The 23921-nt window shown below is 72.7% G+C and carries 22 protein-coding genes; 12 read left to right on the plus strand and 10 right to left on the minus strand.

All coding sequences use genetic code 11. The features are described 5' to 3' along the window. Window positions 1-18 precede the first annotated feature (18 nt). From ACFZB3_RS00590 to ACFZB3_RS00600, 3 genes are read left to right on the plus strand one after another with little or no spacing between them, the layout of a single operon-like run. Window positions 19-1356 carry a ferric reductase-like transmembrane domain-containing protein gene (locus ACFZB3_RS00590; RefSeq protein WP_391367436.1) on the plus strand — a complete coding sequence of 446 codons (1338 nt, stop codon included), beginning with the start codon at window positions 19-21 and terminating at the stop codon, window positions 1354-1356. 10 nt (window positions 1357-1366) lie between these two features. Continuing rightward, window positions 1367-1783: an FMN-binding protein gene (locus ACFZB3_RS00595; RefSeq protein ID WP_391367439.1), complete on the plus strand. Its 417-nt coding sequence runs from the start codon at window positions 1367-1369 to the stop codon at window positions 1781-1783. 4 nt (window positions 1784-1787) lie between these two features. Next, window positions 1788-2528, plus strand: coding sequence for an FAD:protein FMN transferase (locus ACFZB3_RS00600; protein WP_391367442.1), 741 nt, complete (start codon window positions 1788-1790; stop codon window positions 2526-2528). Between the two features lie 14 nt (window positions 2529-2542). Here the strand turns inward: ACFZB3_RS00600 and ACFZB3_RS00605 are convergent, their stop codons facing one another. From ACFZB3_RS00605 to ACFZB3_RS00620, 4 genes are all read right to left on the minus strand, one after another. Further along, window positions 2543-3232, minus strand: a complete 690-nt coding sequence (locus ACFZB3_RS00605; protein WP_391367445.1) for an NAD(P)H-dependent oxidoreductase — start codon at window positions 3230-3232, stop codon at window positions 2543-2545. An 83-nt stretch (window positions 3233-3315) separates the two neighbouring features. Then, entirely contained in the window at window positions 3316-3648 is a 333-nt protein-coding gene (locus ACFZB3_RS00610; RefSeq protein WP_391367448.1) for a helix-turn-helix domain-containing protein, read from the minus strand. A 113-nt stretch (window positions 3649-3761) separates the two neighbouring features. Then, window positions 3762-5855, minus strand: coding sequence for a glycosyltransferase family 39 protein (locus ACFZB3_RS00615; protein ID WP_391367452.1), 2094 nt, complete (start codon window positions 5853-5855; stop codon window positions 3762-3764). Continuing rightward, on the minus strand, window positions 5852-6697 hold the full coding sequence (locus ACFZB3_RS00620) for a glycosyltransferase (RefSeq protein ID WP_391367455.1): 846 nt from the start codon (window positions 6695-6697) through the stop codon (window positions 5852-5854). Before ACFZB3_RS00620 ends, ACFZB3_RS00615 begins: the two co-directional genes overlap by 4 nt. A gap of 243 nt (window positions 6698-6940) precedes the next feature. Between ACFZB3_RS00620 and ACFZB3_RS00625 the strand changes: the two genes are divergently transcribed. From ACFZB3_RS00625 to ACFZB3_RS00635, 3 genes are read left to right on the plus strand one after another with little or no spacing between them, the layout of a single operon-like run. After that, window positions 6941-8071, plus strand: coding sequence for an ATP-binding cassette domain-containing protein (locus ACFZB3_RS00625; protein ID WP_391367458.1), 1131 nt, complete (start codon window positions 6941-6943; stop codon window positions 8069-8071). Beyond that, a complete protein-coding gene (locus ACFZB3_RS00630; RefSeq protein ID WP_351497229.1) occupies window positions 8068-8718 on the plus strand; it encodes an ABC transporter permease subunit in 651 nt (216 codons plus the stop codon). The genes ACFZB3_RS00625 and ACFZB3_RS00630 overlap by 4 nt, the downstream gene beginning before the upstream one ends. Further along, complete coding sequence (locus ACFZB3_RS00635) at window positions 8715-9380, plus strand: ABC transporter permease subunit (RefSeq protein WP_391367462.1); 666 nt, start codon at window positions 8715-8717, stop codon at window positions 9378-9380. The genes ACFZB3_RS00630 and ACFZB3_RS00635 overlap by 4 nt, the downstream gene beginning before the upstream one ends. Window positions 9381-9453: 73 nt before the next feature. Here the strand turns inward: ACFZB3_RS00635 and ACFZB3_RS00640 are convergent, their stop codons facing one another. Genes ACFZB3_RS00640 through ACFZB3_RS00655 form a run of 4 tightly spaced genes read right to left on the minus strand, consistent with a single transcriptional unit; the run spans window position 9454 to window position 13482 of the window. Continuing rightward, window positions 9454-10050 (minus strand): ATP/GTP-binding protein, encoded by a 597-nt coding sequence (locus tag ACFZB3_RS00640; RefSeq protein ID WP_217547088.1) that lies wholly within the window; start codon window positions 10048-10050, stop codon window positions 9454-9456. Continuing rightward, on the minus strand, window positions 10037-10447 hold the full coding sequence (locus ACFZB3_RS00645; protein WP_391367466.1) for a DUF742 domain-containing protein: 411 nt from the start codon (window positions 10445-10447) through the stop codon (window positions 10037-10039). The genes ACFZB3_RS00640 and ACFZB3_RS00645 overlap by 14 nt, the downstream gene beginning before the upstream one ends. A gap of 51 nt (window positions 10448-10498) precedes the next feature. Next, window positions 10499-10975: a roadblock/LC7 domain-containing protein gene (locus ACFZB3_RS00650; protein WP_351712298.1), complete on the minus strand. Its 477-nt coding sequence runs from the start codon at window positions 10973-10975 to the stop codon at window positions 10499-10501. Continuing rightward, complete coding sequence (locus tag ACFZB3_RS00655; protein ID WP_391367469.1) at window positions 10972-13482, minus strand: ATP-binding protein; 2511 nt, start codon at window positions 13480-13482, stop codon at window positions 10972-10974. Before ACFZB3_RS00655 ends, ACFZB3_RS00650 begins: the two co-directional genes overlap by 4 nt. A 358-nt stretch (window positions 13483-13840) precedes the next feature. Here ACFZB3_RS00655 and ACFZB3_RS00660 point away from each other — a divergent pair, with 358 nt between their 5' ends. Then, a complete protein-coding gene (locus ACFZB3_RS00660) occupies window positions 13841-14803 on the plus strand; it encodes a glycine betaine ABC transporter substrate-binding protein (protein ID WP_391367472.1) in 963 nt (320 codons plus the stop codon). 39 nt (window positions 14804-14842) lie between these two features. Next, a complete protein-coding gene (locus ACFZB3_RS00665; RefSeq protein WP_391367475.1) occupies window positions 14843-16288 on the plus strand; it encodes an aromatic amino acid lyase in 1446 nt (481 codons plus the stop codon). Window positions 16289-16329: 41 nt separating this feature from the next. On the opposite strand, the gene ACFZB3_RS00670 is transcribed toward ACFZB3_RS00665, so the two are convergent. Then, window positions 16330-17415: a DUF5937 family protein gene (locus ACFZB3_RS00670; protein ID WP_391367477.1), complete on the minus strand. Its 1086-nt coding sequence runs from the start codon at window positions 17413-17415 to the stop codon at window positions 16330-16332. A 99-nt stretch (window positions 17416-17514) separates the two neighbouring features. On the opposite strand from ACFZB3_RS00670, the gene ACFZB3_RS00675 reads away from it, so the two are divergent. Together ACFZB3_RS00675 and ACFZB3_RS00680 are read left to right on the plus strand one after the other, a co-directional pair. Continuing rightward, a complete protein-coding gene (locus ACFZB3_RS00675) occupies window positions 17515-18804 on the plus strand; it encodes an MFS transporter (protein ID WP_391367479.1) in 1290 nt (429 codons plus the stop codon). Between the two features lie 101 nt (window positions 18805-18905). Beyond that, window positions 18906-20267 carry an MFS transporter gene (locus tag ACFZB3_RS00680; protein WP_391367483.1) on the plus strand — a complete coding sequence of 454 codons (1362 nt, stop codon included), beginning with the start codon at window positions 18906-18908 and terminating at the stop codon, window positions 20265-20267. Window positions 20268-20307: 40 nt separating this feature from the next. Here ACFZB3_RS00680 and ACFZB3_RS00685 read toward each other — a convergent pair whose 3' ends face one another. Continuing rightward, a complete protein-coding gene (locus tag ACFZB3_RS00685) occupies window positions 20308-20763 on the minus strand; it encodes a tellurite resistance TerB family protein (RefSeq protein WP_132890095.1) in 456 nt (151 codons plus the stop codon). A gap of 174 nt (window positions 20764-20937) precedes the next feature. Here ACFZB3_RS00685 and ACFZB3_RS00690 point away from each other — a divergent pair, with 174 nt between their 5' ends. Both ACFZB3_RS00690 and mgtA read left to right on the plus strand, forming a co-directional pair. Continuing rightward, complete coding sequence (locus ACFZB3_RS00690; protein WP_391367487.1) at window positions 20938-21300, plus strand: metalloregulator ArsR/SmtB family transcription factor; 363 nt, start codon at window positions 20938-20940, stop codon at window positions 21298-21300. Beyond that, window positions 21290-23809 carry a magnesium-translocating P-type ATPase gene (mgtA, locus tag ACFZB3_RS00695; protein ID WP_391367490.1) on the plus strand — a complete coding sequence of 840 codons (2520 nt, stop codon included), beginning with the start codon at window positions 21290-21292 and terminating at the stop codon, window positions 23807-23809. The genes ACFZB3_RS00690 and mgtA overlap by 11 nt, the downstream gene beginning before the upstream one ends. Window positions 23810-23921 lie beyond the last annotated feature (112 nt).

The following is a 23921-nucleotide window of genomic DNA, read 5'->3' on the forward strand; positions in this document are numbered from 1 at the left end:
TCAAGGAGCTGCCGACCCGTGACGACCGTCCAATCACCCCCTGCGCCCCCCACGGCGATACGCCCCAGGGTGGTGGCCCGCACGGGCCTGTACGCCGTGCTCGCCGCGAACGCGGCCGTGGTCGCCTACTTCTTCGCCCAGGCGGGCTTCGCCTCCAACGCCCTGATCGTCATCGGCCGCTTCTTCGGCCTGTACGGCGCCCTCGTCATGGCCTTCCAGCTGGTGCTGGTGGCCCGGCTGCCCTGGCTGGACCGCCGGATCGGCATGGACCGGCTGACCTCCTGGCACCGCTGGACCGGCTTCGCCCTGCTGTGGACGCTCCTCGCGCACGCCGTCTTCATCAGCTTCGGCTACGCCGACGGCGCGGGCGTCGGGCCGGTCGGCGAGCTGGTCGACCTCGCGGAGACCACGGAAGGCGTGCTCAGGGCCGTGGTCGCGCTCGGCATCATCCTCGTGGTCGGCGCCGTCTCGGCCCGCTACGCCCGCCGCCGGCTCGCCTACGAGACCTGGCACTTCATCCACCTGTACACCTACGTGGCCGTGGTGCTCGCCTTCAGCCACCAGGTCGCGGTCGGTACCACCTTCACCGCGTCGTCCGCCGCGAAGACGTACTGGTACGCGGTGTGGGGCGTGGCGCTCGGCGCGGTGGCCCTGGGCCGCCTGGTCCTGCCGCTGTGGCGCAACCACCGGCACCAGTTCCGGGTCTCCGCCGTCGTCCCCGAGTCGGACAACGTCGTCTCGGTGTACGTCACCGGCCGCGACCTCGACCGGCTGGGCGCCCGGGCCGGGCAGTTCTTCCTGTGGCGGTTCCTCACCCGGGACCGCTGGTGGCAGGCCAACCCCTTCTCCCTCTCCGCCGCCCCCGACGGCCGCACCCTGCGCCTGACCGCCAAGGCGGCGGGCGCCGGCAGCGCGGGCCTGCGCCACCTCAAGGTCGGCACCCGCGTCTTCGCCGAGGGCCCCTACGGCGCCTTCACCACCCTGCACCGGCAGAAGCCGGAGTCCCTGCTCATCGCGGGCGGCGTCGGCGTCACCCCCATCCGCGCGCTCCTGGAGGACCTCGACGGCCACGCGGTCGTCATCTACCGCGTGGGCACCGACCGGGACGCCGTCCTCTACGACGAGCTCCGCGACCTCGCCGTCGCCAAGGGCGCCGAACTCCACCTGGTCACCGGCCCGCCCGTGCCCGACAAGCTGGCCCCGCGCGAACTGGCCCGGCTGGTGCCGGACATCGCCGACCGGGACGTCTTCCTGTGCGGGCCACCGCCGATGATGAACGCGGTCCTGCGCACCCTGGGGGACCTGGGCGTGCCCGGGCCGCAGATCCACTTCGAGCGTTTCAGCCTGGCGGGATGAGAGAGACACCGTGAAGCGAGCCATACCTGTCGTCGTCCTGAGCATCGCGGGCCTGATCCCCGTCTGGCGCTACCAGCCGTCCATCGGCGGTACGACGTCCTCCGCCGCCGAGCCCGCCCCCGCGCCGTCGGCGACCTCGACCACGGCTTCGGGCGCGGCCGGGACGGCCGGGACGGTCGTCAAGGGCACCACCGTCACCACGGACAAGGGCCCCGTGCAGGTCCAGGTGACCTTCTCCGGGGACAGGATCTCCGTGGTGACGATGCTCCAGCAGCCGAACCATCCGCAGACGGCGGCCGCCGTGCCGGTGCTGGTGTCGGAGACACTGAAGGCACAGAGCGCGGACGTGGACACCGTGTCCGGGGCGACGATCACCAGCGACGCCTACAAGGAGTCCCTCCAGGCCGCGATCGACGCGAAGGGCTGAGGACATGCGGCGGGTCGAACACGTCATGGGCTTCCCCGTGTCCCTGCGGACGGACGACGAGGGAGACTTCGACGAGGCCGCGGACGCCGTGTTCGCCTGGCTGCGCGCGGTCGACCGGCGGTTCAGCCCCTTCCGGCCGGACAGCGAGGTCTGCCGGCTCGACCGCGGGGAGATCGCCGCGTCCGAGGTGAGCCCGGACCTGGCCGAGGTGCTCGCGCTGTGCGAGGAGTACCGGCTGGCGACCGGGGGCGCGTTCGACGTACGGCTGCCGGGGCGGGGCCTCGACCCGTGCGCGGTGGTCAAGGGCTGGTCGGTGCAGCGGGCGGCGGGCCTGCTGTCCGCGGCCGGCGCGCGCCGGTTCGTGCTGAACGCCGGCGGTGACGTGGTCGCCGCCGGCGGGCCCTGGCGGGTGGGGGTACGGCACCCCGAACACGCCGACCGGCTGTGCACGGTCCTCGAACTCACCGACGGGGCGGTCGCCACCTCCGCCCGCTACGAGCGCGGCGACCACATCATCGACGGCCGCACCGGGCGCCCGGCGACCGGCCTGCTCAGCCTGACGGTCGTCGCCCCCTCGCTGACCGAGGCGGACTCCGTGGCCACGGCCGCCTTCGCGATGGGCGCCGAGGGCGTCGGGTGGGCGGCCGCGCGCCCCGGCTGCGATGTGTTCGCCGTGGACGCCGGGCGGCAGGTGCTGCGGACGGCGGGCTTCCCGGTGGCGCAGGAGCCGTCGGCGGCCGCCTGAGGCGCCCCGGCGGTTCAGCGGACGGGGGAGGGGAGGTCCGCCGCGATGCGCGTGACGGACTCGACGACCGCGTCCAGGGCCGCCGTCCGCTCCTGGTCGGTCATGCGGGCCGGTGCGTGGGTGACCACCGGAGCCAGGACCTGGAAGCCGACGAACTCCAGCATCCCGCGGTGGATGTGGAACAGGAAGTCGTCCAGCGAGCCGAAGGCGCCGCCGGGCCGGAACGCCTCCCGGGACCCGCCGGTCGTCAGCAGCAGTACCGCGCGCTTTCCGGCGAGGGCCCCGTCGTCGAAGAGCCCGTGCTCCCCGCCGAAGACCCCGCCCATCACGAAGACCCTGTCTATCCAGCCCTTGAGGACGGCGGGCAGCGAGAACCACCACAGCGGGAACGACAGCACGAGCAGGTCGGCGGCGAGCAGCCGGTCGAGATGGGCCCGGACGGCCGTGTCGAGCGTCCCCTCCGCGACTGCCCGCAGCTGCTCGGCCTGCGGCTTGAACGGACCGTCCACCGGTGCGAACTCCTCGCGGCCGAGGACCGGGGCCCAGCCGTCGGCGTAGAGGTCGAGGACGTCGACCCGGTACCCGGCCTCGCGCAGGACCCGGGCGGCGGTGGTCATCTGTGCGGTGTTGAACGAGCGGGGCTCGGGGTGAGCGTGCACGATCAGGGCGGTGGGCGCGGCGTCGGCAGCGTCGGAGGTCGACATGGGGAGATCGTATCGACATATTGCGATGCGTCAATGCGTCGTGCTGATCAGACCTGTGGTGCTGATCAGACCCGTGGTGCCGGTCAGAGGGTGGTGCCGATCGTCTCCGCCAGTTGTGCCAGCCGCTCCTCGTCGCGTCGGTAGTGGGTGAACTTGCCCACCCTGGTGGGGCGCACGAGTCCGGCCCGTTCGAGGGTGCTCATGTAGCTGGAGACCGTCGACTGGGAGAGTCCGGACTTGGCCTGGATGTGCATGACGCACACCCCGACCGACCGGCGGTCCGCGATCGGCTCGTACGCGTCGAAGTGCAGGTCGGGATCCTTCAGCCACTGCATGATCTGCAGCCGGGCCGGGTTGCCGAGGGCCTTGAACGCCTCGATCAGGCCGTCCGGATCCAGTTCCGCCGTCGTCGCCATGTGCCACCGTTCCCGTCGATCACTCCGACACACCACGATATCTCGATACAAAGCCGGAACGGGCGGGCCGCCGGTGGGGAACACCGGCGGCCCGCCCGTTCCGGGGGAGAGGGTCACCCCACGTCGGAGGCGTCCAGGCGGTACAGGCCGCTGTACGCGCTCACCGCCGTGCCGTGCTTCTTCACCCAGGTCGCGATCTCCGAGTTCGTGCCCTGGCCGCCGTCGCTGCTGACCACGATGTAGTGCAGCTTGCCGGCCTTCACCAGGCTCTTGAGCTTGGCGAGGGTCATCGCGTCGTCGCTGCCGGACCAGCCGCCCATGGAGATGACGGGCTGACCGGACTCCAGGATGATCGAGGACGCGGTCTGGTCGGTGGCCACCGCGACCAGCCAGGTGGCGCCGTCCTGGTGCTTCTCGAGATACGTGATCATCGCGGAGCTGACCTGGGTGCCACCGCCCATGCCTCCGGCGGTACGGCCGGACTCCGACTGGCTGCTGGAGCTGGAGCTGGAGTCGGTTCCGGTTCCGGTTCCGGTGCTTCCCGTGCCGGTCGGCGGCTGCCCCATGGACTGCCCGCTGGAGCCGCTGGAGCCGCTGGAGCTGCCGGAACCGCCGGGGGCGGTCCCGCTCGGTGCGCTGCCGCTCGGGCGCTGGCCACCGCCGCCGCCCATGCCGCCACCGGTGTTCGGCCCCGCCGTCGGGTTGGTGCCGTTGGTGCTCGCGGTCGTGGCCGCCGAGACGGAGTAGGCGGCCGGGCCGGCCAGCAGGGCGACGACCGCCGCCACCGCCGCGAGGCCGATCAGCTTCTGCCGCCGCATGAACCGTCCGGCCAGCAGGCCGGCCACCGCCAGCGCACCGCCCAGCGCGGCCACCGCCTCGGCGACCGTGTAGACCGTGCCGGAGCCGGAGACCCGCTGGAGCAGCACGACCGCCCACACGGTGCTGGCGGCGACGGCCGCCGGAAGCACCCAGCCCCACTTGGCGACCGGGCCCTCCTTGAAGGCCTGGTACAGCATGACCCCGCCCGCGCCGGCCAGGGCGGCGATCCCCGGCGCCATGGCGGTGACGTAGTACGGGTGGAAGGTGCCCTCGGCGAGGGAGAAGGTCAGGAAGTGCAGGACGAACCAGCCGCCCCAGAGCACGAGGGCCGCCCGCCTGGCGTCGGTGCGCGGCGCCCGGCCGCGCAGCACCAGGCCGCCGGCGAGGGCGATCGCGGCGAACGGGATCAGCCAGGAGATCTGGCCGCCCATGATGTCGTTGAACATCCGGTACAGGCCCGAACTGCCGCCGAAGCTGGCGCCGTTGCCCTGCGAGCCCACCGAGGAACTCGCCCCGAAGATCCGGCCGAAGCCGTTGTAGCCGATGACCAGGTCCCACACGGTGTTGTCGGTGGAGCCGCCGATGTAGGGCCGCGAGGAGGCCGGGATCAGGTCGACGACCACCATCCACCAGGCGCTGCTCACGACCAGCGCGACCGTGGCGACGGCGAGGTTGCGGATGCGCCGGCCCAACGACAGGTTCGTGGCCCAGAGATAGACGACGAAGAACGCGGGCAGCACCACGTACGCCTGCATCATCTTGGTGTTGAAGGCGAACCCGATCGCGACCGCCGACCAGACCAGTGGCATGAGCCTGCCCGTGCGCACGGCCTTCAGCAGCGCGGCCGCGCCGAGCAGCATCAGGAAGACCAGGACCGGGTCGGGATTGGTGTCCCGGTTGATGGCGACGGTGATCGGCGTGAGGGTCAGGACGAGGGCGGCGATCGTGCCCGCGACGACCCCGAAGTCCCGCTTCACCAGCCGGTACAGCAGGGCCACCGAGCCGACGCCGACGGCGACCATGGGCAGCGTCAACTGCCAGGTGCCGTAGCCGAAGACGCGGGCGGACAGGCCCATCACCCACAGGGCGAAGGGGGGTTTGTCGACGGTGATGAAGCTGCCGGCGTCCAGGGCGCCGAAGAAGAACGCCTTCCAGCTCTTGGTGCCGGAGTAGACCGCCGCGTCGTAGAAGGTGTTGCCGGTGATCGAGGTGAGGTTCCAGGCGTACAGGGCGGTGGCCAGGAGCAGGATCGCCCACAGGGCCGGGCGGGCCCAGCGCGGGTCCTCGGGGGCGCCCAGGAACAGCCTTCTGGCACGGGAGACCGGCGGGGCGGCGGCCCGGTGCCGGCCGTCCTGGACCGGGGTGGGCGGCGGGGCGAGGGTCGTCATGACGCGTACTCCATGGGCTCGACGGCGGTGGCTGCCCCGGTGGGCAGGGCCGTGACGTTCTGGGGGACGGTGGTGCGGCGGGGTACGGCGTGGATGCGGGTGCGGCCGGTGACGGTGGCCCGGAGCATGCGGGCCATGCCCCTGAGGTCGTCGAGGGCGGTGCGGACGATGTCGACCCGGCTGTCGGGGTCGTCGACCCAGTCGACCGGGACCTCGTGAACACGGAGCCTGTTGCGCTGGGCGAGCACCAGCAGCTCGGTGTCGAAGAACCAGGCGGTGTCCTCGATGTGCGGGGCGAGGGCGCGGAACACCTCGGTGCGCACGGCCTTGAAGCCGCACTGCGCGTCCGAGAAGCGGGCGCCGAGGCCCGCCTTGAGGAGCAGGTTGTAGGAGCGCGAGACGAACTCCCGCTTCGGGCCGCGCACCACGGCCGACTGCCGGTGCAGCCGGCTGCCGACAGCGAGGTCGCTGTGCCCGGAGAGGAGGGGTGCGACCAGGGGCAGGAAGCCCTCCAGCCCGGTGGACAGGTCGACGTCCATGTAGGCGACGACGTCCGCGGTGGACCGGCTCCACACGTGCTTGAGGGCGCGGCCCCGGCCCTTCTGCTCCAGCCGTTGTGCGTGGACGTGCGGCAGGCGCAGGGTCAGGTCGGTCGCCACCGTCCAGGTGGCGTCCGTGCTCGCGTTGTCCGCGATGGTGATGCGGAACGGGAACGGGAAGGAGTCTTCGAGGTATGCGTGGAGACGGCCGATGCTGCCGGCGAGGACGTGTGCCTCGTTGTACACCGGCACCACGATCTCGACCGACCGGCGCCGGACGCCTCCCGCGTTCGTTTCGTTCATGGCCATGACGATCGGGGCGCTGTCTGGGGCGGTCCTGAGGCTTCACTGAGCGAGGAATGAGAATCAGGGAACTCACAGGCGGAGCACAGCGGACCACGGTCAGGTCACAAACTGAAGAGGATCAGTCAGCCGCCAAAGTGCTGAAACACTTCCGGTTTAAACTCTGTCCACAACAGCCTGCGCCACGGCGACCGTGGTCGATAACTGGGCACTCTCTGCCAAACCCGAAGGGTATTCGGCGTTTTGATACGGATAGATTCAGTCACCAAGCGGTACCCGGACGGTACGGTCGCCGTCGACCGGCTCTCCCTGGAGATACCGGATCGCTCGATCACCGTCTTCGTCGGCCCCTCGGGCTGCGGCAAGACGACGACCCTTCGGATGATCAACCGGATGGTGGAGCCCAGCGAGGGCCGCATCCTCCTCGACGGCGCCGACATCCACGCGCAGCCGGTCAACACCCTGCGCCGGTCGATGGGTTACGTCATCCAGAACGCCGGTCTCTTCCAGCACCGCACCATCATCGACAACATCGCCACCGTGCCCCGGCTGCTCGGCTGGAGCAAGCAGCGGGCGCGGTCCCGGGCGGCCGAGCTGATGGAGCGGGTGGGTCTCGACTCGGCGCTCGCCAAGCGGTACCCGTACCAGCTCTCCGGCGGCCAGCAGCAGCGCGTCGGTGTGGCCAGGGCGCTCGCCGCCGACCCGCCGGTGCTCCTGATGGACGAGCCGTTCTCCGCCGTCGACCCGGTGGTCCGCAAGGGTCTCCAGGACGAACTCCTGCGCATCCAGGACGAGTTGGGCAAGACCATCGTCTTCGTCACCCATGACATCGACGAGGCGATCAAGCTCGGCACGATGGTCGCCGTGATGCGCACCGGCGGCCACCTCGCCCAGTACGCCCCGCCCGCCGAACTGCTCACCGACCCCGCGGACGCGTTCGTCGAGGACTTCCTCGGCGCCGACCGGGGCATCCGGCGGCTCTCCTTCTTCCCGTCCGCGGATCTGGAGTTGCAGACCGCGCCGATCGTCGCGATCGACGCCGACGCCACCCGGCTCGGCGCCCGCGGCACCGCCGACGCCCCCTACCTCCTCGTGACGGACCTGGACGGCAGGCCGCTCGGCTGGGGCGAGCCGCGGAACCTCACCGCCGGCTCGGTCCGCCCGGAGCAACTGATCTCCTACGGACGGCCCTTCGTGCCCGGCCGGGACTCGCTGCGCGCAGCCCTCGACGGTTCCGTGCTCTCGCCGACCGGCTGGGCCGTGGCCGTGGACGGCGAGGGACGAGCCGTCGGTGTCGTCTCCCAGCAGGTCATCGGCGCCGCGATCCGCACCGCGCACGCCGAGGGCCGCGACGACGCGAAGGTCGGGGGATGAGCGGCTTCTTCGACATCCCGAGCGACCTCCAGAACACCTACTTCGGGCTGATCGGCCTCCACCTGCGCGAGGCCCTCATCCCGGTCCTGGCCGGTCTGCTCGTGTCCCTGCCCATCGCCCAGCTCTGCGTGCGCTTCCGCTGGCTGTACCCGCCGGTGCTGGGCGTGACCACGATCCTGTACGCCATCCCCTCGCTGGCCTTCTTCGTCGTCCTCATCGACTACACGGGCCAGACCGAGACGACGGTGATGATCCCGCTCGCGGTGTACAGCCTGGTGGTCCTGGTCCCGGCCATCGTGGACGGCGTCCGCTCCGTCCCGGCCGAGACCCTGGCCGCGGCGACCGCGATGGGCCTCGGCCCGGTACGCCGTTACTTCCAGGTCCAGTTGCCGATCGCGGTCCCCGCGATCATCGCGGGCCTGCGCGTCGCCACCGTCTCCAGCATCTCCCTCGTCAGCGTCGGCATGCTGATCGGCAACCAGGGCGCCCTCGGCAACCTGCTCAACGACGCGAACATCTACCACCGCCCCGAACTGGCGGTGAACTCGGTGGTGACCACAGCGGTGCTGGCCATCCTGGCCGACGCCGTCCTCGTCCTCGTACGCCGTGTGCTGACGCCCTGGATGCCGAAGGAGAGCACCCGGTGAACGTCCTCAACTACGTCCACGCCTTCTTCAGCGACAGCTCCCACTGGCACGGCTACGACGGCATCCCCACCCGCCTCTGGGAACACGTCCAGTACTCCCTGGAGGCGCTGGCCTACGCGGCCGTCATCGGCCTGCCCATCGGTCTGATCACGGGCCACTACGGGCGCGGCGGCAACACCCTCGCCCTGATCGCCACGGCCGGCCGGGCGCTGCCCAGCTTCGGCCTGCTGGTCCTCATGTTCATCTGGCTCGGCTTCGGCATGCTGCCGGTGATGATCCCGCTGGTGATCCTCGCCGTACCGCCGATCCTGGTCACGACGTACGAGGCGATGCGCTCGGTCGACCCGTCCCCGGTGGACGCGGCGCGGGGCATGGGAATGCCGGAGGCACGCGTCCTCTTCCAGGTCGAACTCCCGGTCGCCCTCCCGCTGATCCTCAGCGGCCTGCGCTCGGCGGCCATCCAGATCGTCTCGACGGCGACCATCGCGGCGTACGTCAGCCTGGGCGGCCTCGGCCGCTACATCATCGACGGCCTCTACCAGAAGAACTACGAGAAGGTCGTGGGCGGCGCCACCCTGGTGGCGGCGATGGCCCTGGCGACGCTGGGCATCTTCTGGGCGGTACAGCGACTGACGGTGTCTCCTGGAGTACGGCGGAGCTGACGCCCCGTTCTTTCAGGGGCGCGGGGAACTGCGCGACCAGCCACATACGGCCCGCAGTTCCCCACCCACCGCACTACCCCCCACTACGCGCCAGCGCCAGCTCCAGCACGACGAGCAGCGCATCCCGCACAGAACCCCGTTCACGCGCGTCGAAGACGACCAGCGGCGTCCCCTCGGCGACGTCCAGCGCCCACCGCACCTCGTCCAGCGTGTGCTCGACGCGGCCGTCGAACGCGTTGATCGCGACGGCGAACGGAATCCCCTTGTGCTCGAAGTAGTCGACCGCGGCATAGCAGTCGTCGAGGCGACGCGTGTCAACGATGACGAGCCCGCCGAGCGCCCCTTCGACGATGTCGTCCCACATGAAGCCGAACCGTTCCTGCCCGGGCGTGCCGAACAGGTACAGCTTCAGCGTCGGGTCGATGGTGATGCAGCCGAAGTCCATCGCCACGGTCGTGGTGGTCTTGCGCGGGGTGAGCGAAAGGTCGTCCACGCCCGCCGCGACCTCGGTGATCGACGCCTCGGTGGTCAGTGGCTCGATCTCCGAGATCGAGCCGACGGCGGTGGTCTTGCCCACGCCGAAACCGCCCGCGATGACCATCTTCACCGGCAGCGGCGGCCGGACGGCCGTACGCCCGGTGCCCCGGGTCAGCGAGTCAGTCGGTGTCACGGAGTACCCCTCGGGAGTCGGGGATGGCCCGCAGGCCATCGATAACCCTGCGCAGGACGGACGAGTCGTGGGTGGCCTCGAAGTCGGGCACGTGCACCGTCAGCTGTCCGGCCTCGCGCAGATCCTCGGCCAGCACCCGGACCACGTTCAGGTGCAGCCGCAGCCGGGCCGCCAGTTCCGCGAGCGACTGCGGAAGCCGGCACGCCGCGACGATGTCGTGCTGCTCGAAGGAGAGCCGGTCGAGCACGGCGAGCCCGGCGGTGGTGGCCACCACCTGGGTCTCGACGGGCATCGCCGGTCCGGAGGCGCTGTCCGCCACCCGGCCGGCGGTGACCAGGAACGGCCGTACGGCGGGGGCGGGGCCGACCGGGTCCGGGCCCGGAGGCGGGTCCGCCATGGCTGTGTCTTCCTCTCTCGGCCTTCTCGGCAACTCGACCGGCGGTGCCGGTCAGCGCGTCTGTGGGACGCCGACGCTGTTCTTCAGCTCCAGGACGAGCTGCGGACTGAGCGCCGCACCCGCGCGGTTGGCGAACAGCGTCATCTCGTAGGCGATGTTGCCGAGCTTGGCCTCCTTGTCGGCGACCACGCCGAGCACGGCGCCGCTGCCGATCGCGGAGACGATGACATGGCCGCCCTCCAGGTCGATGATGACCTTGTTGAGGCCGCCCAGGCCGTAGTTGCCGGACGCGCCGGCGGCCAGGCTGGTGATGCCGGAGACGATCGCGGCCAGCCGTTCGGAGTGGGCGCGCTCACGCAGTTCCGAGACCGCGATCAGCAGACCGTCGGAGGACACGGCGATCGCGTCGACCACGCCTGCGGTCTCGGTGGCGAAGCGGTTCAGCAGCCAGGTGAAGTCGGCTGCGGCCGCCTGCAGGTCGGTCGGCGTGACGCCGCCCGTCGGGGTGTCACCTGTCGACGTGCTCACTGCTCGGCTCCTTCCGGAAGGTGGTTCTGGTCCTGCGGGGGGTGCGTGGGGTCGATGTGCGGCAGCGGCCGCTCGTGGCTTCCGGTGTCGCTCTCGCGCCGGGCGCGCTCCACCGCCGCCTCGAACTCGTCCAGCGCGTCCCGCTCGGCCTCGGCATCGCGGGTGCGCGGTGCCTGGGCCAGGCTCTGGGCGGCGCCGACGGTGGTACGGAGGGTCGCGCCGCGTACCCGGCGGCGCAGCGGGCGGGTCCCGTCGGCCGAGTCGTCCTCGGCGTCGGCCGGGGGTTCGCCGGAGCGCGCGGCCGGGATCAGCGGGGGCTGCGCCGCCGCGGGCTCGGCGGCCGCCTCGCGGCGCGGCAGCCGGCGGGGGAGCGGGCTCTCCTGCTCCGCCCAGGACGGCACCGCGACGGCGGCGGTCGGGCCGGTCGGCTCGGCCGGTGCCGCGGGTGCCGCCGGTATGGCCGGTGTCGCCGGTACGGTCGTCGCCGCCGGTACCGCCGGTACCGCCGGTTCCGCGGCGAGCGCGGTGCCGGAGGGGTCCGCCATCGCGCTCATCGTCAGCAGCAGGCGGGAGGGCAGCGTCACTTCGGCGGTGACACCGCCACCCGGGGTCCGGGTCAGCTCGACGCCGATCTCCCAGCGCCGGGCCAGCGCACCCACCACGAAGAGGCCGAGCACCTTGGTCGGCACCAGGTCGAGGCGCTCACGGCGGATCAGCCGGCCGTTCTCCTCGGCCAGCCGCTCGGCGCTCATGCCGAGACCGTGGTCGGTGATGACGATGTGCGCGCCCGCGTCGCTGGAGCGGACGGTCACCTCGACCGGGCTGCCGGCGGGCGAGAACGACACCGCGTTCTCCAGGAGTTCGGCCACCATCAGCGTGAGGTCGCCGATGATGTCCGGCTCGATCATGGCATCCGTGCCGGCGTACAGCCGTACCCGCTGGTAGCCCTCGATCTGGCCGAGCGCGGCCCGGACCACGTTGGACACCGGGGTCGGGCCCGCCGCCAGCACGGTCTCGCGGATGCCGGCCAGCAGCATCAGGCTGTCGGCGTTGCGGCGCAGGCGCACGGCGATGTGGTCGATGGAGTAGAGGCGTTCCAGGAGGGCCGGGTCGGTCTCGGCCCGCTCCACCGCGTCGATGAAGGCGAGCTGGCGGGTGGTCAGGTTGCTGACGCGGCGGCCGACGTTGCCGAACATCTCGGCGGTGTTGCGGCGGCTGAGCACCTGGCGTTCGAGCAGCGCCGCGGCCGTGGTCTGCACCTGGTTGAAGGCCGCGGCCAGGTCGCCGATCTCGTCGCGGGCGGTGACCGGCATGTCCCGCAGCCGGGGCGGGCCGGAGTCCTCGGCGTCGTCGTCGGCGACCCGGGCGAGCTCGCGGCCGGCCACCTCGGCGACCTCGTGCGCGACCCCGGTCAGGGCCTGCACCGGGCGGATCACCGAGCGGCGGACCAGCGCCGCGAGGGCGAACCACAGGAGGAATCCGAGCACCGAACCGTTCAGGAGGTAGATCGCGCGCCACTTGGCCGACTCGGCGGCGGCGTCGGCGCGGTCGGCGATCTGGCCGATGAGCGAGGTGGTGATGGTCAGCCGGGCGGTGGCCTGCTGGAGGTAGGCCGGGTAGTCGGTGAGCGCGTCCTTGACGGCCTGCCGGATCTGGTCCTGGTTGCCGGACTGCAGCTTGGTCGGGTCGATCTGCAGCTCGGCGAAGGACTCGGCGATGGTGCTCTGGGCCTTGGTGTGCTCGACGTCGGCCAGCTGCCGGGCCTGCCCCTCGGTGGCGAACCGGGTGAACCGGTCGGCCTGGTGCTGGTAGAGGTCGTAGGCGCCGACCGCGTTGGTGAACTCGATCAGGGCGTTGGTGTCCCCGGTGGTCGCCGCGAGCACGTTGGTCTCGAAGGCGCCGTGGGCGGCGTCCGCGCGCAGCAGCGAGTCCAGCAGGTTGCCGGTGAAGGTGGACGCGAGGTTGGCGTCGCGGTCCAGGCCGAGACCGTCGATCAGGTCGTTGGACGCGTTGGTGTAGGCCGGGTCGATGTTGTCGGCCGGCAGGTAGGCCTCCTCGACGGAGTCCCGCAGGCTGGACAGGCCCTCGACCTGCCGCAGGGCGTCCGCCTCGGTGCCCGGCAGCCGGTCGCCGAAGGTGTCTCGTACCTTCTCGACCTGGGAGTTCACCGCGTCCTGGGCGGCGCGGTAGGCGGCCGCCGAGGGAGTGGAGAAGCCCGACTCGTAGCGCGCCGAGAGCAGGATCGCCTGCTGGTGCTCCGCCTCGACCTTGTCCACGAGGCGTGCCACCTGCGCGCTGTCCCGGACGGTCTGTGCCGCGTCCTCCGCGCTGGAGGACTGCTGCAGCAGGTCGGTGAAGACGTACGCCAGCAGTACGGCGATCACGGCGAGCGGTACACCGACCAGCAGGTTGAGCTTGCGCCGGAAGGGCCAACGGTCGGCGAAACCCCGTATCCCGCCCCGCGCCTGGGCGGGCCGGACGGGCGCGTCCACCTGGTTCGTGGACACCGGGCCTCCTTCATGAGGGTGTCTGGTCTGGGGGGCGTCTTCACCCCGAGCTGTTGCGGAACGACACCGAGTAGCGGGCCCCGTGCACCGCTGTGACCGATATCAACTGCGGTGAGACTACAGCGTTCTTGAAGCTCGGTTCCGCTTGCTCTTTATCAAGAATCCGTTACAAAGAGACCGCTCTCCGTCCACAACTGGCCACGGATTGAAGCCAATCGGTGACCCGGAGACACTTGACTCACCGAGAACCGGCTGGATTGGATCGTCCGGAGTGGTTCGCAACAGCCGCGCGGTGCGCAACATCTCCCACGCGGTTCGCAACACCCCCACCCTTCCCACAGCTCCCGGAACGGCAACCGTGACTTCCAACACCCTTCCCAGCAGGTCAATCCGGACATACCGAGGCGTGGCGGCCGTCGCGCTCGCCGCGACGACGGCCCTGCTGGCGGGCTGTTCCTCCTCCGACGACAGCAAGTCCGACCCGCTGTCGGACAGCAAGGCGAGCGGGGACACCGTTGTCGTCGGCTCCAACAACTTCGCCGAGAGCATCCTGATCGCCGACATCTACGGCGAAGCACTCAAGGCCAAGGGCGTCAAGGTCACTTACAAGTCGAACATCGGCAGCCGCGAAACCACCTACGGTCTGCTCAAGAACGGTTCGATCTCGGTCCTGCCCGAGTACAACGGCGCCCTGCTCGCCTACCTCGACCCCAAGGCGGCCCCGAAGACCGTCGAGGAGACCACCTCGGCCATCGAGGCCAAGCTGGACTCCAAGCTGACGCTGCTGAACCCGGCGGACGCGCAGGACAAGGACACGGTGACGCTCAACGCGACCACCGCCGCCAAGTACAACCTCACCGAGAAGTCGTCCATAGCCGACCTCAAGAGCATCGCCAAGGACCTGGTCATCGGCGCCTCGCCGGAGTTCCAGACCCGCCAGCAGGGCCTGGTCGGCCTGAAGTCCGTGTACGGCCTGGAGTTCAAGTCCTTCAAGGCGCTGGACGCGGGCGGCCCGCTCACCGCGGCCGCCCTGAAGAAGAACGCGGTGCAGGCCGGCGACATCTTCAGCACGGACCCGACCATCACCAAGGAGAAGTTCGTCGTCCTGCAGGACACGGAGAACCTCTTCGGCTTCGAGAACGTCCAGCCGCTCGTATACAAGAGCGCCCTGAACCAGACGGCCACCGACGCCCTCAACGCGGTCTCCGCCAAGCTGGACACGGCGACCCTGCTGGACCTGGACACCCAGGTGCAGTCGGACAACAAGGACCCGCTGGACGTCGCCCAGGCCTGGCTGAAGAAGGTCGGCCTCAGCAGCTGACCCGTGTCCGACCAGTCCCGGATCCTCCCTGGACCCTCCTTGGACCGTGTCGTGCTCGACGGCAACGGCCTCGGCCTGACCGGACTCGTCCGGCTCGCCGACGCCGTTGCCGGCCCCGTGGTAGCGGCCGGGGCGCTCGACCGGGTCCGCCGGGCCCATGAGACCGCCGGCCGCCTCGCCGCACGGGGCCACTGGTACGGCCGCGGCACCGGCGTGGGCGCCCACCGCTCCGTCGTGGTCGACCCCTCCGACGCGGCCGGCCACGGCCTGCGCCTGCTGCGCAGCCACGCCGGCGGCGCCGGACCGCTGCTGCCGGCCCGGCAGGCCCGCGCGCTGCTCGCCGTCCGGGCCAACCAGCTGCTGGCCGCCGGCTCCGGCATCCACCCCTCGTTCGTCACGGCACTGACCGAGGCCCTCCGGCTCGGCGTGCACCCCGCGATCAACGAGTACGGCGGTGTGGGCACCGGCGACCTCACCGCCCTGGCCCAGACCGGCCTCACCCTGATCGGCGAACGCCCCTGGCTCACCACGTCCCCAGACGCCGAACTGCCGGCCCCGGTCACCCTCCGCCCCGGCGACTCGCTGGCCCTGCTGAGCAGCAACGCCCTCGCCCTGGGCCGGGCCGCCCTGGCCTGCCAGGACCTCGACGTGCTGCTGCGGGCCACCCACGCGGTGGCCGCCCTCTCGCTGGCCGCCGTCTCCGGCTCCCCGGAGGCCTACGCCCCCGAGGTGCACGCCCTGCGCCCGTACCCCGGCCCGGCCCGGGCGGCGGCGGAGGTACGACGCCTCCTGGCGATCCCCGACCACCCGCTCACCACCGGCCGCCGCATCCAGGACCCCTACGGCTTCCGCGCCTTCCCGCAGGTCCACGGCGCGGCCCTGGAAGCCGCCGACAGGCTCCGCCACGTCGTCGAGACGGAGGTCAACTGCCCCACGGAGAACCCCGTGCTGGCCCCCGACGGCAACGTCTACCACCACGGCGGCTTCTTCGCGGCCCCGCTCGCCCTGGCCCTGGACGGCCTCGACCTGGCCCTCCTCCAGACCGCCCAGCTCTCCGCGGCCCGCCTCCAGGCCCTGACCCGCGCCGACCTCACGGGTCTGCCCGCCTTCCTGGCCACGGGACCGGCGAGCAGCTCCGGCATCATGGTCCTGGAGTACACCGCCAACTCGGCGCTGGCAGAGCTCCGTTCGAGCGCGACCCCGGCCTCGGCGGGCCACACCGTCCTCTCCCACGGCCTGGAGGAGGCGGCGAGCTTCGCGGGCCAGGCGGCGCGGCAGGCGGAGCGGGCCGCGGCGGCGTACCCGGTGGTACTGGCCTGCGAACTGGTGGCCGCGGTACGCGCGTTGCGGCTGGCGCCGGTGGAGCCGACGGTGCCGGCCTTCCGGATGGCGGCGCAGGCGCTGCCCGGAGGCATGGAGGACCGCTCGCTCACCGGAGACGTGACGGCGGCCATGGAGCTGCTGCCCCTCCTGGCCGACGTCTGAGCGGACGACCCCGACAGGCGTGCGTGCCGGGTGGAGGCAGCTCAGCGCAGTACGGCCGCCAGCAGGTCGGCCCCCAGTGCCGTCAGGTCGGGCACACTGAGGGTGTAACGGACGTACCGGCCGTGCCGCCGGGTCGTGAGCAGGCCGGCACGGCGCAGGACGGCGAGGTGGCGGGAAACCTCCGGGGGCGAGAGTTCCCAGGCGTGGGCCAGCTCACCGGTGGTGTGCGGGCCGCGGGCCAGGGTGCGCAGCAGCCGCAGCCGTACCGGGTGCGCGAGTGCCTCCAGCCGGAGCGTGACCGTTTCCAGCGACACCGGCTCCGGCGGACCCGCCTCGGCCACGGGGTACTGCAGCACCGGCTGCCACCCGGGCGCGTAGACCGCCACCAGGTGCGGGCGGCCGAAGACGCTGGGGAGGAAGGTGACCCCGGTGCCGTGTGCGGCGGTCGCGCTGTCCTGCAGCTTGTCCACGACGATGCAGTCGCCGTCCGGCGCGAGGGCCACGGCGCCGGAGACCGACGCGAGCGCCGCCCCGATGCCCTGGCGCTTCAGCAGGTCGTTCTTCAGGCGCAGGTCGGTGGCGAGCTGCACGGCGACGCCCGTCCAGGCGGCGTCGAAGAACGCCTCGGCGCACTGTTCGAGGGTGTCGCGCACCCGCGCCCGCACGGCGGCCGGGTCCGCGAGCAGCCGTTCCGCGAAGGCCTCCTGGAGCGCGCCGCGGGCCTGGGCCAGGTCCAGGGCCCGCTCCCGCGCCGCCGCGTCGGCGAGCGGCGACGGCGCGGCGAAGTGCACCCGGTTGCTGCCGCACGTGGTGATGAGCGCGGCGGTCACATAGGCCTCGTCGTCGATCCGGTCCACGTCGTCCAGCTCCTCCACGAGGGTGGGCCGCGGACGGGCGGGGACCAGGAAGTCGGCCCGCGAGGAACGCCAGAGGAACTCCGCCTCCCTGAGCCGTTCGGCCAGCTCCGGCCGCAGCCCGGCCCAGACGTCCCCGGCCCAGCCGGCGAGCTGCGGGTGGTGCCCGGGTTCGGCCAGCACGTGCAGCATCGCGGTCAGCTCGGCCAACGGGGAGGCAGCGAACCGCAGCCGCCCGGACGGCAGGCCGCCGATGTCGATCCTCAACGTCATCCCCTCATCATCGCTGGCCGCACGGCCGGCGACCGCGTCGATTGACGGTGTCCGTCAACCGGCGCGGCCGGACCGGCGGCCGAACGCACCGTTGACGCCATGGCAACCACCACCAGGATCCAGCCGCGCACCCTCGTCCGTGCCTCCGGAGGCCCCCGCTATGCCGTCGCCCTGGCCGTGGACGCGCTCGGCACCGGCTTGCTGCGGCCCTTTCTGCTGCTCTACGGGGTGACCGTGCTGAAGCTGTCCGCGCCGGCCACCGGCATCGCCCTGACGGCCGGCATCGTCGTGGGGCTGGCGTGCATGCCCGCGGTCGGCCGCTGGCTCGACCGGGGCGCACGCAGCACGGTCGTGGCGGCGTCGATGCTGGTACGGGTGGTGGGCGTGGCGCTGCTGCCGGTGACCCCGGCGGGGAACGTCCCGCTGTTCGCGACGGCGGCACTCTTCCTCGGCATCGGCAACCAGGCGTGGCCGGCCGCCCATGCGGCCCTCGTGGCCACGGTCGCCCACGGCCGCGAACGCGACGCCGCTCTCGCCGCGGGCCGCGCCCTGCGCAACGCCGGCCTGGGCGCGGGCGCCCTCCTGGCCACCGCGTGCCTGGCGGGCGGCACCACCGCACTGCAGGCGCTGGCCGCCGTCACCGGGCTCGCCTATCTCGCCGCGGCGGCCCTGGCCTGGTCGGTCCGCCTGCACACGCAGCCGGCCGCCGCCCCGGCCGAGGACAGGGCCGGCGCTCCCGCACCCCGGATGCGCGCACTGCTGGCCGCCAACGTGGTCTACGCCTTCTGCCTCAACGTCACCGAAGTCGGGCTCCCCCTCGTCCTGGTGACGCAGCTGCACGCCTCCCCGATGTGGTCGGCGGCCATCTTCGTGACGAACACGGTGCTGGTGGTCACCCTGCAACTGCCGGTCACCGTCCTGCTGTCCCGCTTCTCCCGGCGGACCGTGCTGGCTCTCGCCGGCGTGGTGGTCGCCGCCTCCTACCTCGGCTTCCTCGCGGTCACCGCACCGGGACACGGCTGGAGCGCCCCGGCCGTCGCCGCGGTGTCCGTGGTCTGCACGATCGGCGAGATCATCTACGCCGGCAGCGCCACCGCACTCGTCACCGCCCTCGCCCCGGCCCATGCCCTGGGACGCGCCCTCGCCCGCTTCCAGCTCTCCACGGGCTTCGGACTCGCCGTCTCCCCGGCGGTCATCACCACGCTCGCCTCCCACGGCCCGGCCGCCCTCTGGGGCAGCCTCACCGCCGCGACGCTCCTCTCCGCCACCGCCGTCGCCACCGAGAAGGACCAGGCGACGCGGGCGCGGCCCCTGGGCGGACGGGGCAGCGGCCGAGCGGTACCGGCATCCCGGTACACGTGCTCCGGCACGTCCGGTCGTCAGGGCTGAACGCGTGTGATTCCGTCACGAACACCGGGTCCGACGGAAGAAAACGGCGACCTTGCGCCCGAAACCGTCGGGCCCTTCGCGGAGCCCCGCACGCTGCCCCCATGAAAACCGCAGCCACGCACACCTCCGCCACCCCGGCCCCGCACCCCTGGCGCGGGCCCGCCCTCCTCGCCCTGCTCCTCGCCGAGGCGATGAACCTCCTGGACGCGACGATCGTCCAGGTCGCCGCCCCCGCCGTGCACGCCGGCCTCGGCGGCTCCGTCTCCGACGTCCAGTGGTTCAGCACGGCGTACACCCTGCCGTTCGCCGTCCTGCTGATCACCGGCGGACGGCTCGGCGACATCGCGGGCCGCCGCCGGGTCTTCGTCCTCGGCGTCACGTTCTTCGCCGCGGCCTCCGTCGCCTGCGCACTCGCGCCGACAGCGGGTCTGCTGATCGCCTTCCGCGCCGTGCAGGGCGCGGCGGCGGCCGTGATCATTCCGCAGACCGTCGGGCTGATCAAGGCGATGTTCGAGGGCGACGAGCTGTCCCGGGCGCTGGGCACCATCGGCCCGGTGATGGGCCTCGCGGCCGTCTGCGGTCCGGTCCTCGGCGGTGTCCTCACCCACGCCGACCTGTTCGGCCTCTCGTGGCGGGCCGCCTTCCTGGTGAACGTCCCCGTGGCCCTGGCCGTCCTCGCCCTGTCCCCGAGGCTCCCGGAGAACCGCGCCCCGCACCGGCCCGCCCTCGACTGGCCGGGCACCGCACTCGCGGCGACCGGCACGGGCCTGCTCGTCTACCCCCTGATCGGCACGAACCTCACCGAACTCCCGCCCCGCGACTGGGCGCTGGCGGCGCTCGGCCTGCTCGCCCTGACCGCCTTCGCCCTGCACCAGCGCCGCACCAGCACGCCCCTCCTGGAACCGTCCCTCTTCACCCACCGCGGCTTCCCGCCCGCCCTCGCCACCTCCACGGCGTTCTTCGCGGTGACCAACGGCCTGATGACCGTGGTCGTCCTCCAGCTGCAACTGGAGGCGGGCCAGGGCGTACTGGCGGCCGGCCTGAGCCTCACGCCGTGGTCGGCCGGGCTCGCGGTGTCGTCCTGGCTGTCCGGCCGCCGCGGTGCCCGGCGCGGCATGATGCCCTACGGCCTGGCCCTCGTGCTCACGGGCCTGACGGCCGCCGCGGTCGGGTACGCCACCACGGCCGACGGCGCCCCCTACCCCTGGCTGCTGCCCGCACTCGCCCTGGTCGGCCTGGGCGCGGGCCTGTTCACCCCCGCTTTCTTCACGCTGGCCCTGCAGCCCTTGCGCCCCCAGGAGGTCGGCTCGGCGGCGGGTGCGCTGAACGCCGTACAGCAACTGGGGGCGACCCTGGGCGTGGCGGTCCTGGGCAGTGCCTACCTGGACGGCTCGGCCACGGCGGCCTGCGGCGTGGCGATGGCCCTCACCGCACTCTGCTGGGCCACGAGCCGGCGGATGTGAGGCCGCCCCCGGCCCGCCGCCCCCGGCCCGACGGCGCCGGTCAGAGGTCGAACTCGTGCGGCGGCAGGTCCAGCGTGTAGCACGCCTCGCGCACCACCGCCTGCTCGGTCTTGTCGAAGTCGCCGTCCGCGCCCCCGATCACGATGCCGATCTGGATGACGGCACGCGCCTCGGCCGGCTTCTTCTTCGCCTTGGCGACCTCCTGGAGCACGCTCACCTTGCCGAAGGCGAAGTCGGTGGTCAGCTTGTTCAGGTTCTCCTCGAAGCGGCGGCGCAGGTCGTCCGCCGGGAAGTTCTGCAGCACCTCGTTGGTGGCGATGAGCTGGGCGACCCGCTGGCGCTCGGCCGGGTCGATGGTGCCGTCGGCGGCGGCCACGAGCGCGCACATCGCCATGCTCGCGTCGCGGAACGCACCGCTCTTCAGGTCGTTCTTCTTCGCCACCAGCTGGGTCTGCATCTGCGTCGCGGAATCCTTGATGCGGTCCCACAGGGCCATGCGCACTCACTCCTCGGTCGGTAAGAGGCCTTGCTTGCCGAAAACTTACTTCTACAACACCGTAGAAACTTGCGTGGCGGCCGATAAGTTCCCGCGCCCTAAACTGTCCCTCCGGCCCGCGACGGGTCGCTTCGACGCGGCGGACAGGACGCGGTGGACAGGAGGACCACGAAGGTGGCGACGGTGCCCGGCAGCGGCTACGAGGACCCCACCGCGGACGTGCTCACGGAGGCGGCCGCGGCCTTCGGGCTGCTCGCCTCGCCCGCCCGGCTGCACATCGTCTGGGCGCTGGCCCAGGGCGAGAGCGATGTCACGGGCCTCGCCGAGCGGGTCGGCGGCGCGCTGCCCGCGGTCAGCCAGCACCTCACCAAGCTGAAGCTAGCCGGCCTCGTCCGCTCCCGCCGGGAGGGCCGCCGCCAGGTGTACCTGGTCGACGACCCGGACGTCGTCGACGTCGTACGCCTGCTCGTCGGCCGCCTCACCGCCCGCACCACCGGCGCCGAGCTGCCCACCCCCCGACGGCTCCGTGGCCTCTGAGGGCGGGGCCGCCACCTCGCTGCAGGTGCTGCGCCGACTGGGCACGGGACCGCGCGGGCTGACCGAGGCCGAGGCCGCGGCCCGGCTCGCCGAGGTCGGCGAGAACTCCCCGCCCCTGCCGCACACCGCCTCCTGGCCGCTGCGCTGCGCCCGTGCGCTGCGCGACCCCTTCACCGCCGTCCTGCTCACCCTCGGCCTGGCCTCCGCCCTCGTCGCCTCCTGGGGCACGGCCGTCGTGATCCTCGCGCTGGTCGCGGTCAGCTGCGGACTGCGCGCCGCGGGCGAACACCGCGCCGACCGCTCGCTGGCCGCCCTGCGCGAACTCGTCGCCGGCACCGCCACCGTGCTGCGCCGCGCCGGCGCGGACGCGGAGCCGCGGGCCCGGGAGGTCCCGGTCACCGAGCTGGTGCCGGGCGACGTCGTCCGGCTCGGCCCGGGCGACCTGGTCCCGGCCGACGTACGACTGCTGCGCGCCCGTGGGCTCACCGTGCACCAGGCCGTGCTGACCGGCGAGTCGGCGCCCGTCGCCAAGGCGGCCGTCGACGTGCCCGCCGTCCCCGTCCCCGTCGCCGGCGCGGCCGATGCCGACGGCACCGGACCGTTCCAGGAGCCCTACCTCTGTTTCCAGGGCAGCGGGGTCGCCTCGGGCAGCGCCACGGCGGTCGTGGTGGAGACGGGGGAGCGGACCCGGTTCGCCGCCGCCCAGGGCCCCGCGGGCGGGCGGCGGGAGGCGAGCGCCTTCGACCGGTCCGTGCACGGCATCTCCTGGGTGCTCATCCGGTTCATGCTGCTCACCCCGCCGCTGGTCCTCATGGCCAACGCCGCCCTGCGCGGCCGCGGTCTTGAGACCCTGCCCTTCGCGGTCGCGGTCGCCGTCGGACTCACCCCCGAGATGCTCCCGGTGATCGTCACCACCTGCCTGGCCCGGGGCGCCGCGCTGCTGGCCCGCGCCCACCAGGTCGTCGTACGACGGCTGCCCGCGCTGCACGACCTGGGCGCGGTCGACGTGCTCTGCCTCGACAAGACCGGCACCCTCACCCAGGACCGGCCCGTCGTGGAACGCGCCCTCGGGCCCGACGGCGCCGCCGACCCGGAGGTGCTGCGCTGGGCGGCCGTAGGCGCCTGGTGGAGCCTGCAACTCGCCGAACTGCCCGCCCCCGACGCCCTCGACGAGGCCCTGCTCACGGCCGCCGGGCCGGTGGGGGAGGAGTACGACGGCGTCGGCGCCGTCCCCTTCGACGCCGAGCGGCGCACCGCCACCGCCGTCGTCGCCGGCACCCTGGGCACCCATGTCCTCGTCACCAAGGGTGCCGCCGAGGACGTACTGGACCGCTGCGACCTGGACCCCGCCGAACGCGAACGCCTCCTCGCCCTCGCCGCCCGCGAGGCCGCCGCCGGGCTGCGCGTCCTCGCCGTCGCCACCGCCGAGGCACCCGCCCGCATCCGCCCCTACACGACCGCCGACGAGCACGGCCTCACCTTCCGCGGCCTGGTCACCTTCCGCGACGCCCTCGCCCCCGGCGCCGCCGAGGCCCTGCGCACCCTCACCGGCCTGGGCATCACCGTCCGCGTCCTCACCGGCGACCACCCGGCGACCGCGGCCCGCGCCTGCCAGGACCTCGGCCTCGCCGCGGGGCCGGTGGCCGTGGCCGGTGATCCCCTCGACCTCGGCGCCGGCGTCGTCGCCCGCTGCACCCCCGCGGACAAGGCCCGGATCGTGGCCGGGCTGCGCGCCGCCGGGCACACCGTCGGGTTCCTCGGGGACGGCGTCAACGACGTCCCCGCCCTGCGCGCGGCCGACGTCGGGATCGCGCCCCGCACCGCCGTGGACCTCGCCCGCGAGACGGCCGACGTGGTGCTCGCCGCGAAGGACCTCGGCGCGATCGGGCACGCCGTGACCGCGGGCCGGCACAGCAGCGCCAACATCGCCTCCTATCTACGGGTCACGCTCTCCTCCAACCTCGGCAACGTCCTCGCGATGCTCGCCGCCGGTCTGCTCCTCCCCTTCCTGCCGATGCTCCCGGTCCAGGTGCTCGCCCAGAACCTCTGCTTCGACGCCGCGCAGCTCGCCTTCGCCCACGACCGCCCAGGGGCTGCGGCGCTGCGCCGCCCGACCGTGCTGCGGCCGCGTGCCTTCCTGCGGTTCATCACCGGCTTCGGGGTGCTCAACGCGATCGCCGACCTCGCCACCTTCGGCGTCCTCGCGCTCGCCCTGCGCGGCCCCGACGCCCTCGACGACCAGGCCGTCTTCCACTCCGCCTGGTTCACCGAGAACCTGCTCACCCAGGCCCTGGTGATGTTCCTGCTCCGCGGCGGCCCCCGCCCCGGGCCCGTCGGCCGCGCCGCCGCCGCCCTCGCCGCCGTCGGCCTGCTGCTGCCGCCCGGCCCGCTGGGCGCGGCCCTGGGCATGACCGGGCTGCCGCCCGCCTACCACGTGCTGCTCGCCGCCGTCCTGGGTCTTTACGCCCTCGCGCTGCGGGCGGTGCGGGCACGCCACGACCGGCGGTAGCGACTTGCGGCCGGGGCCGGGGAGCGTTCCGTACTCCGGGTTGTACAGTTGCGCAATGTAGCAATCGTCGCTGCCCGGCGGGGCGCATGCAGCGCCCTCCGTCGGCACGGAA

It is taken from the genome of Streptomyces sp. NPDC008092 (assembly GCF_042957285.1).
Classification (GTDB): Bacteria; Actinomycetota; Actinomycetes; order Streptomycetales; family Streptomycetaceae; genus Streptomyces.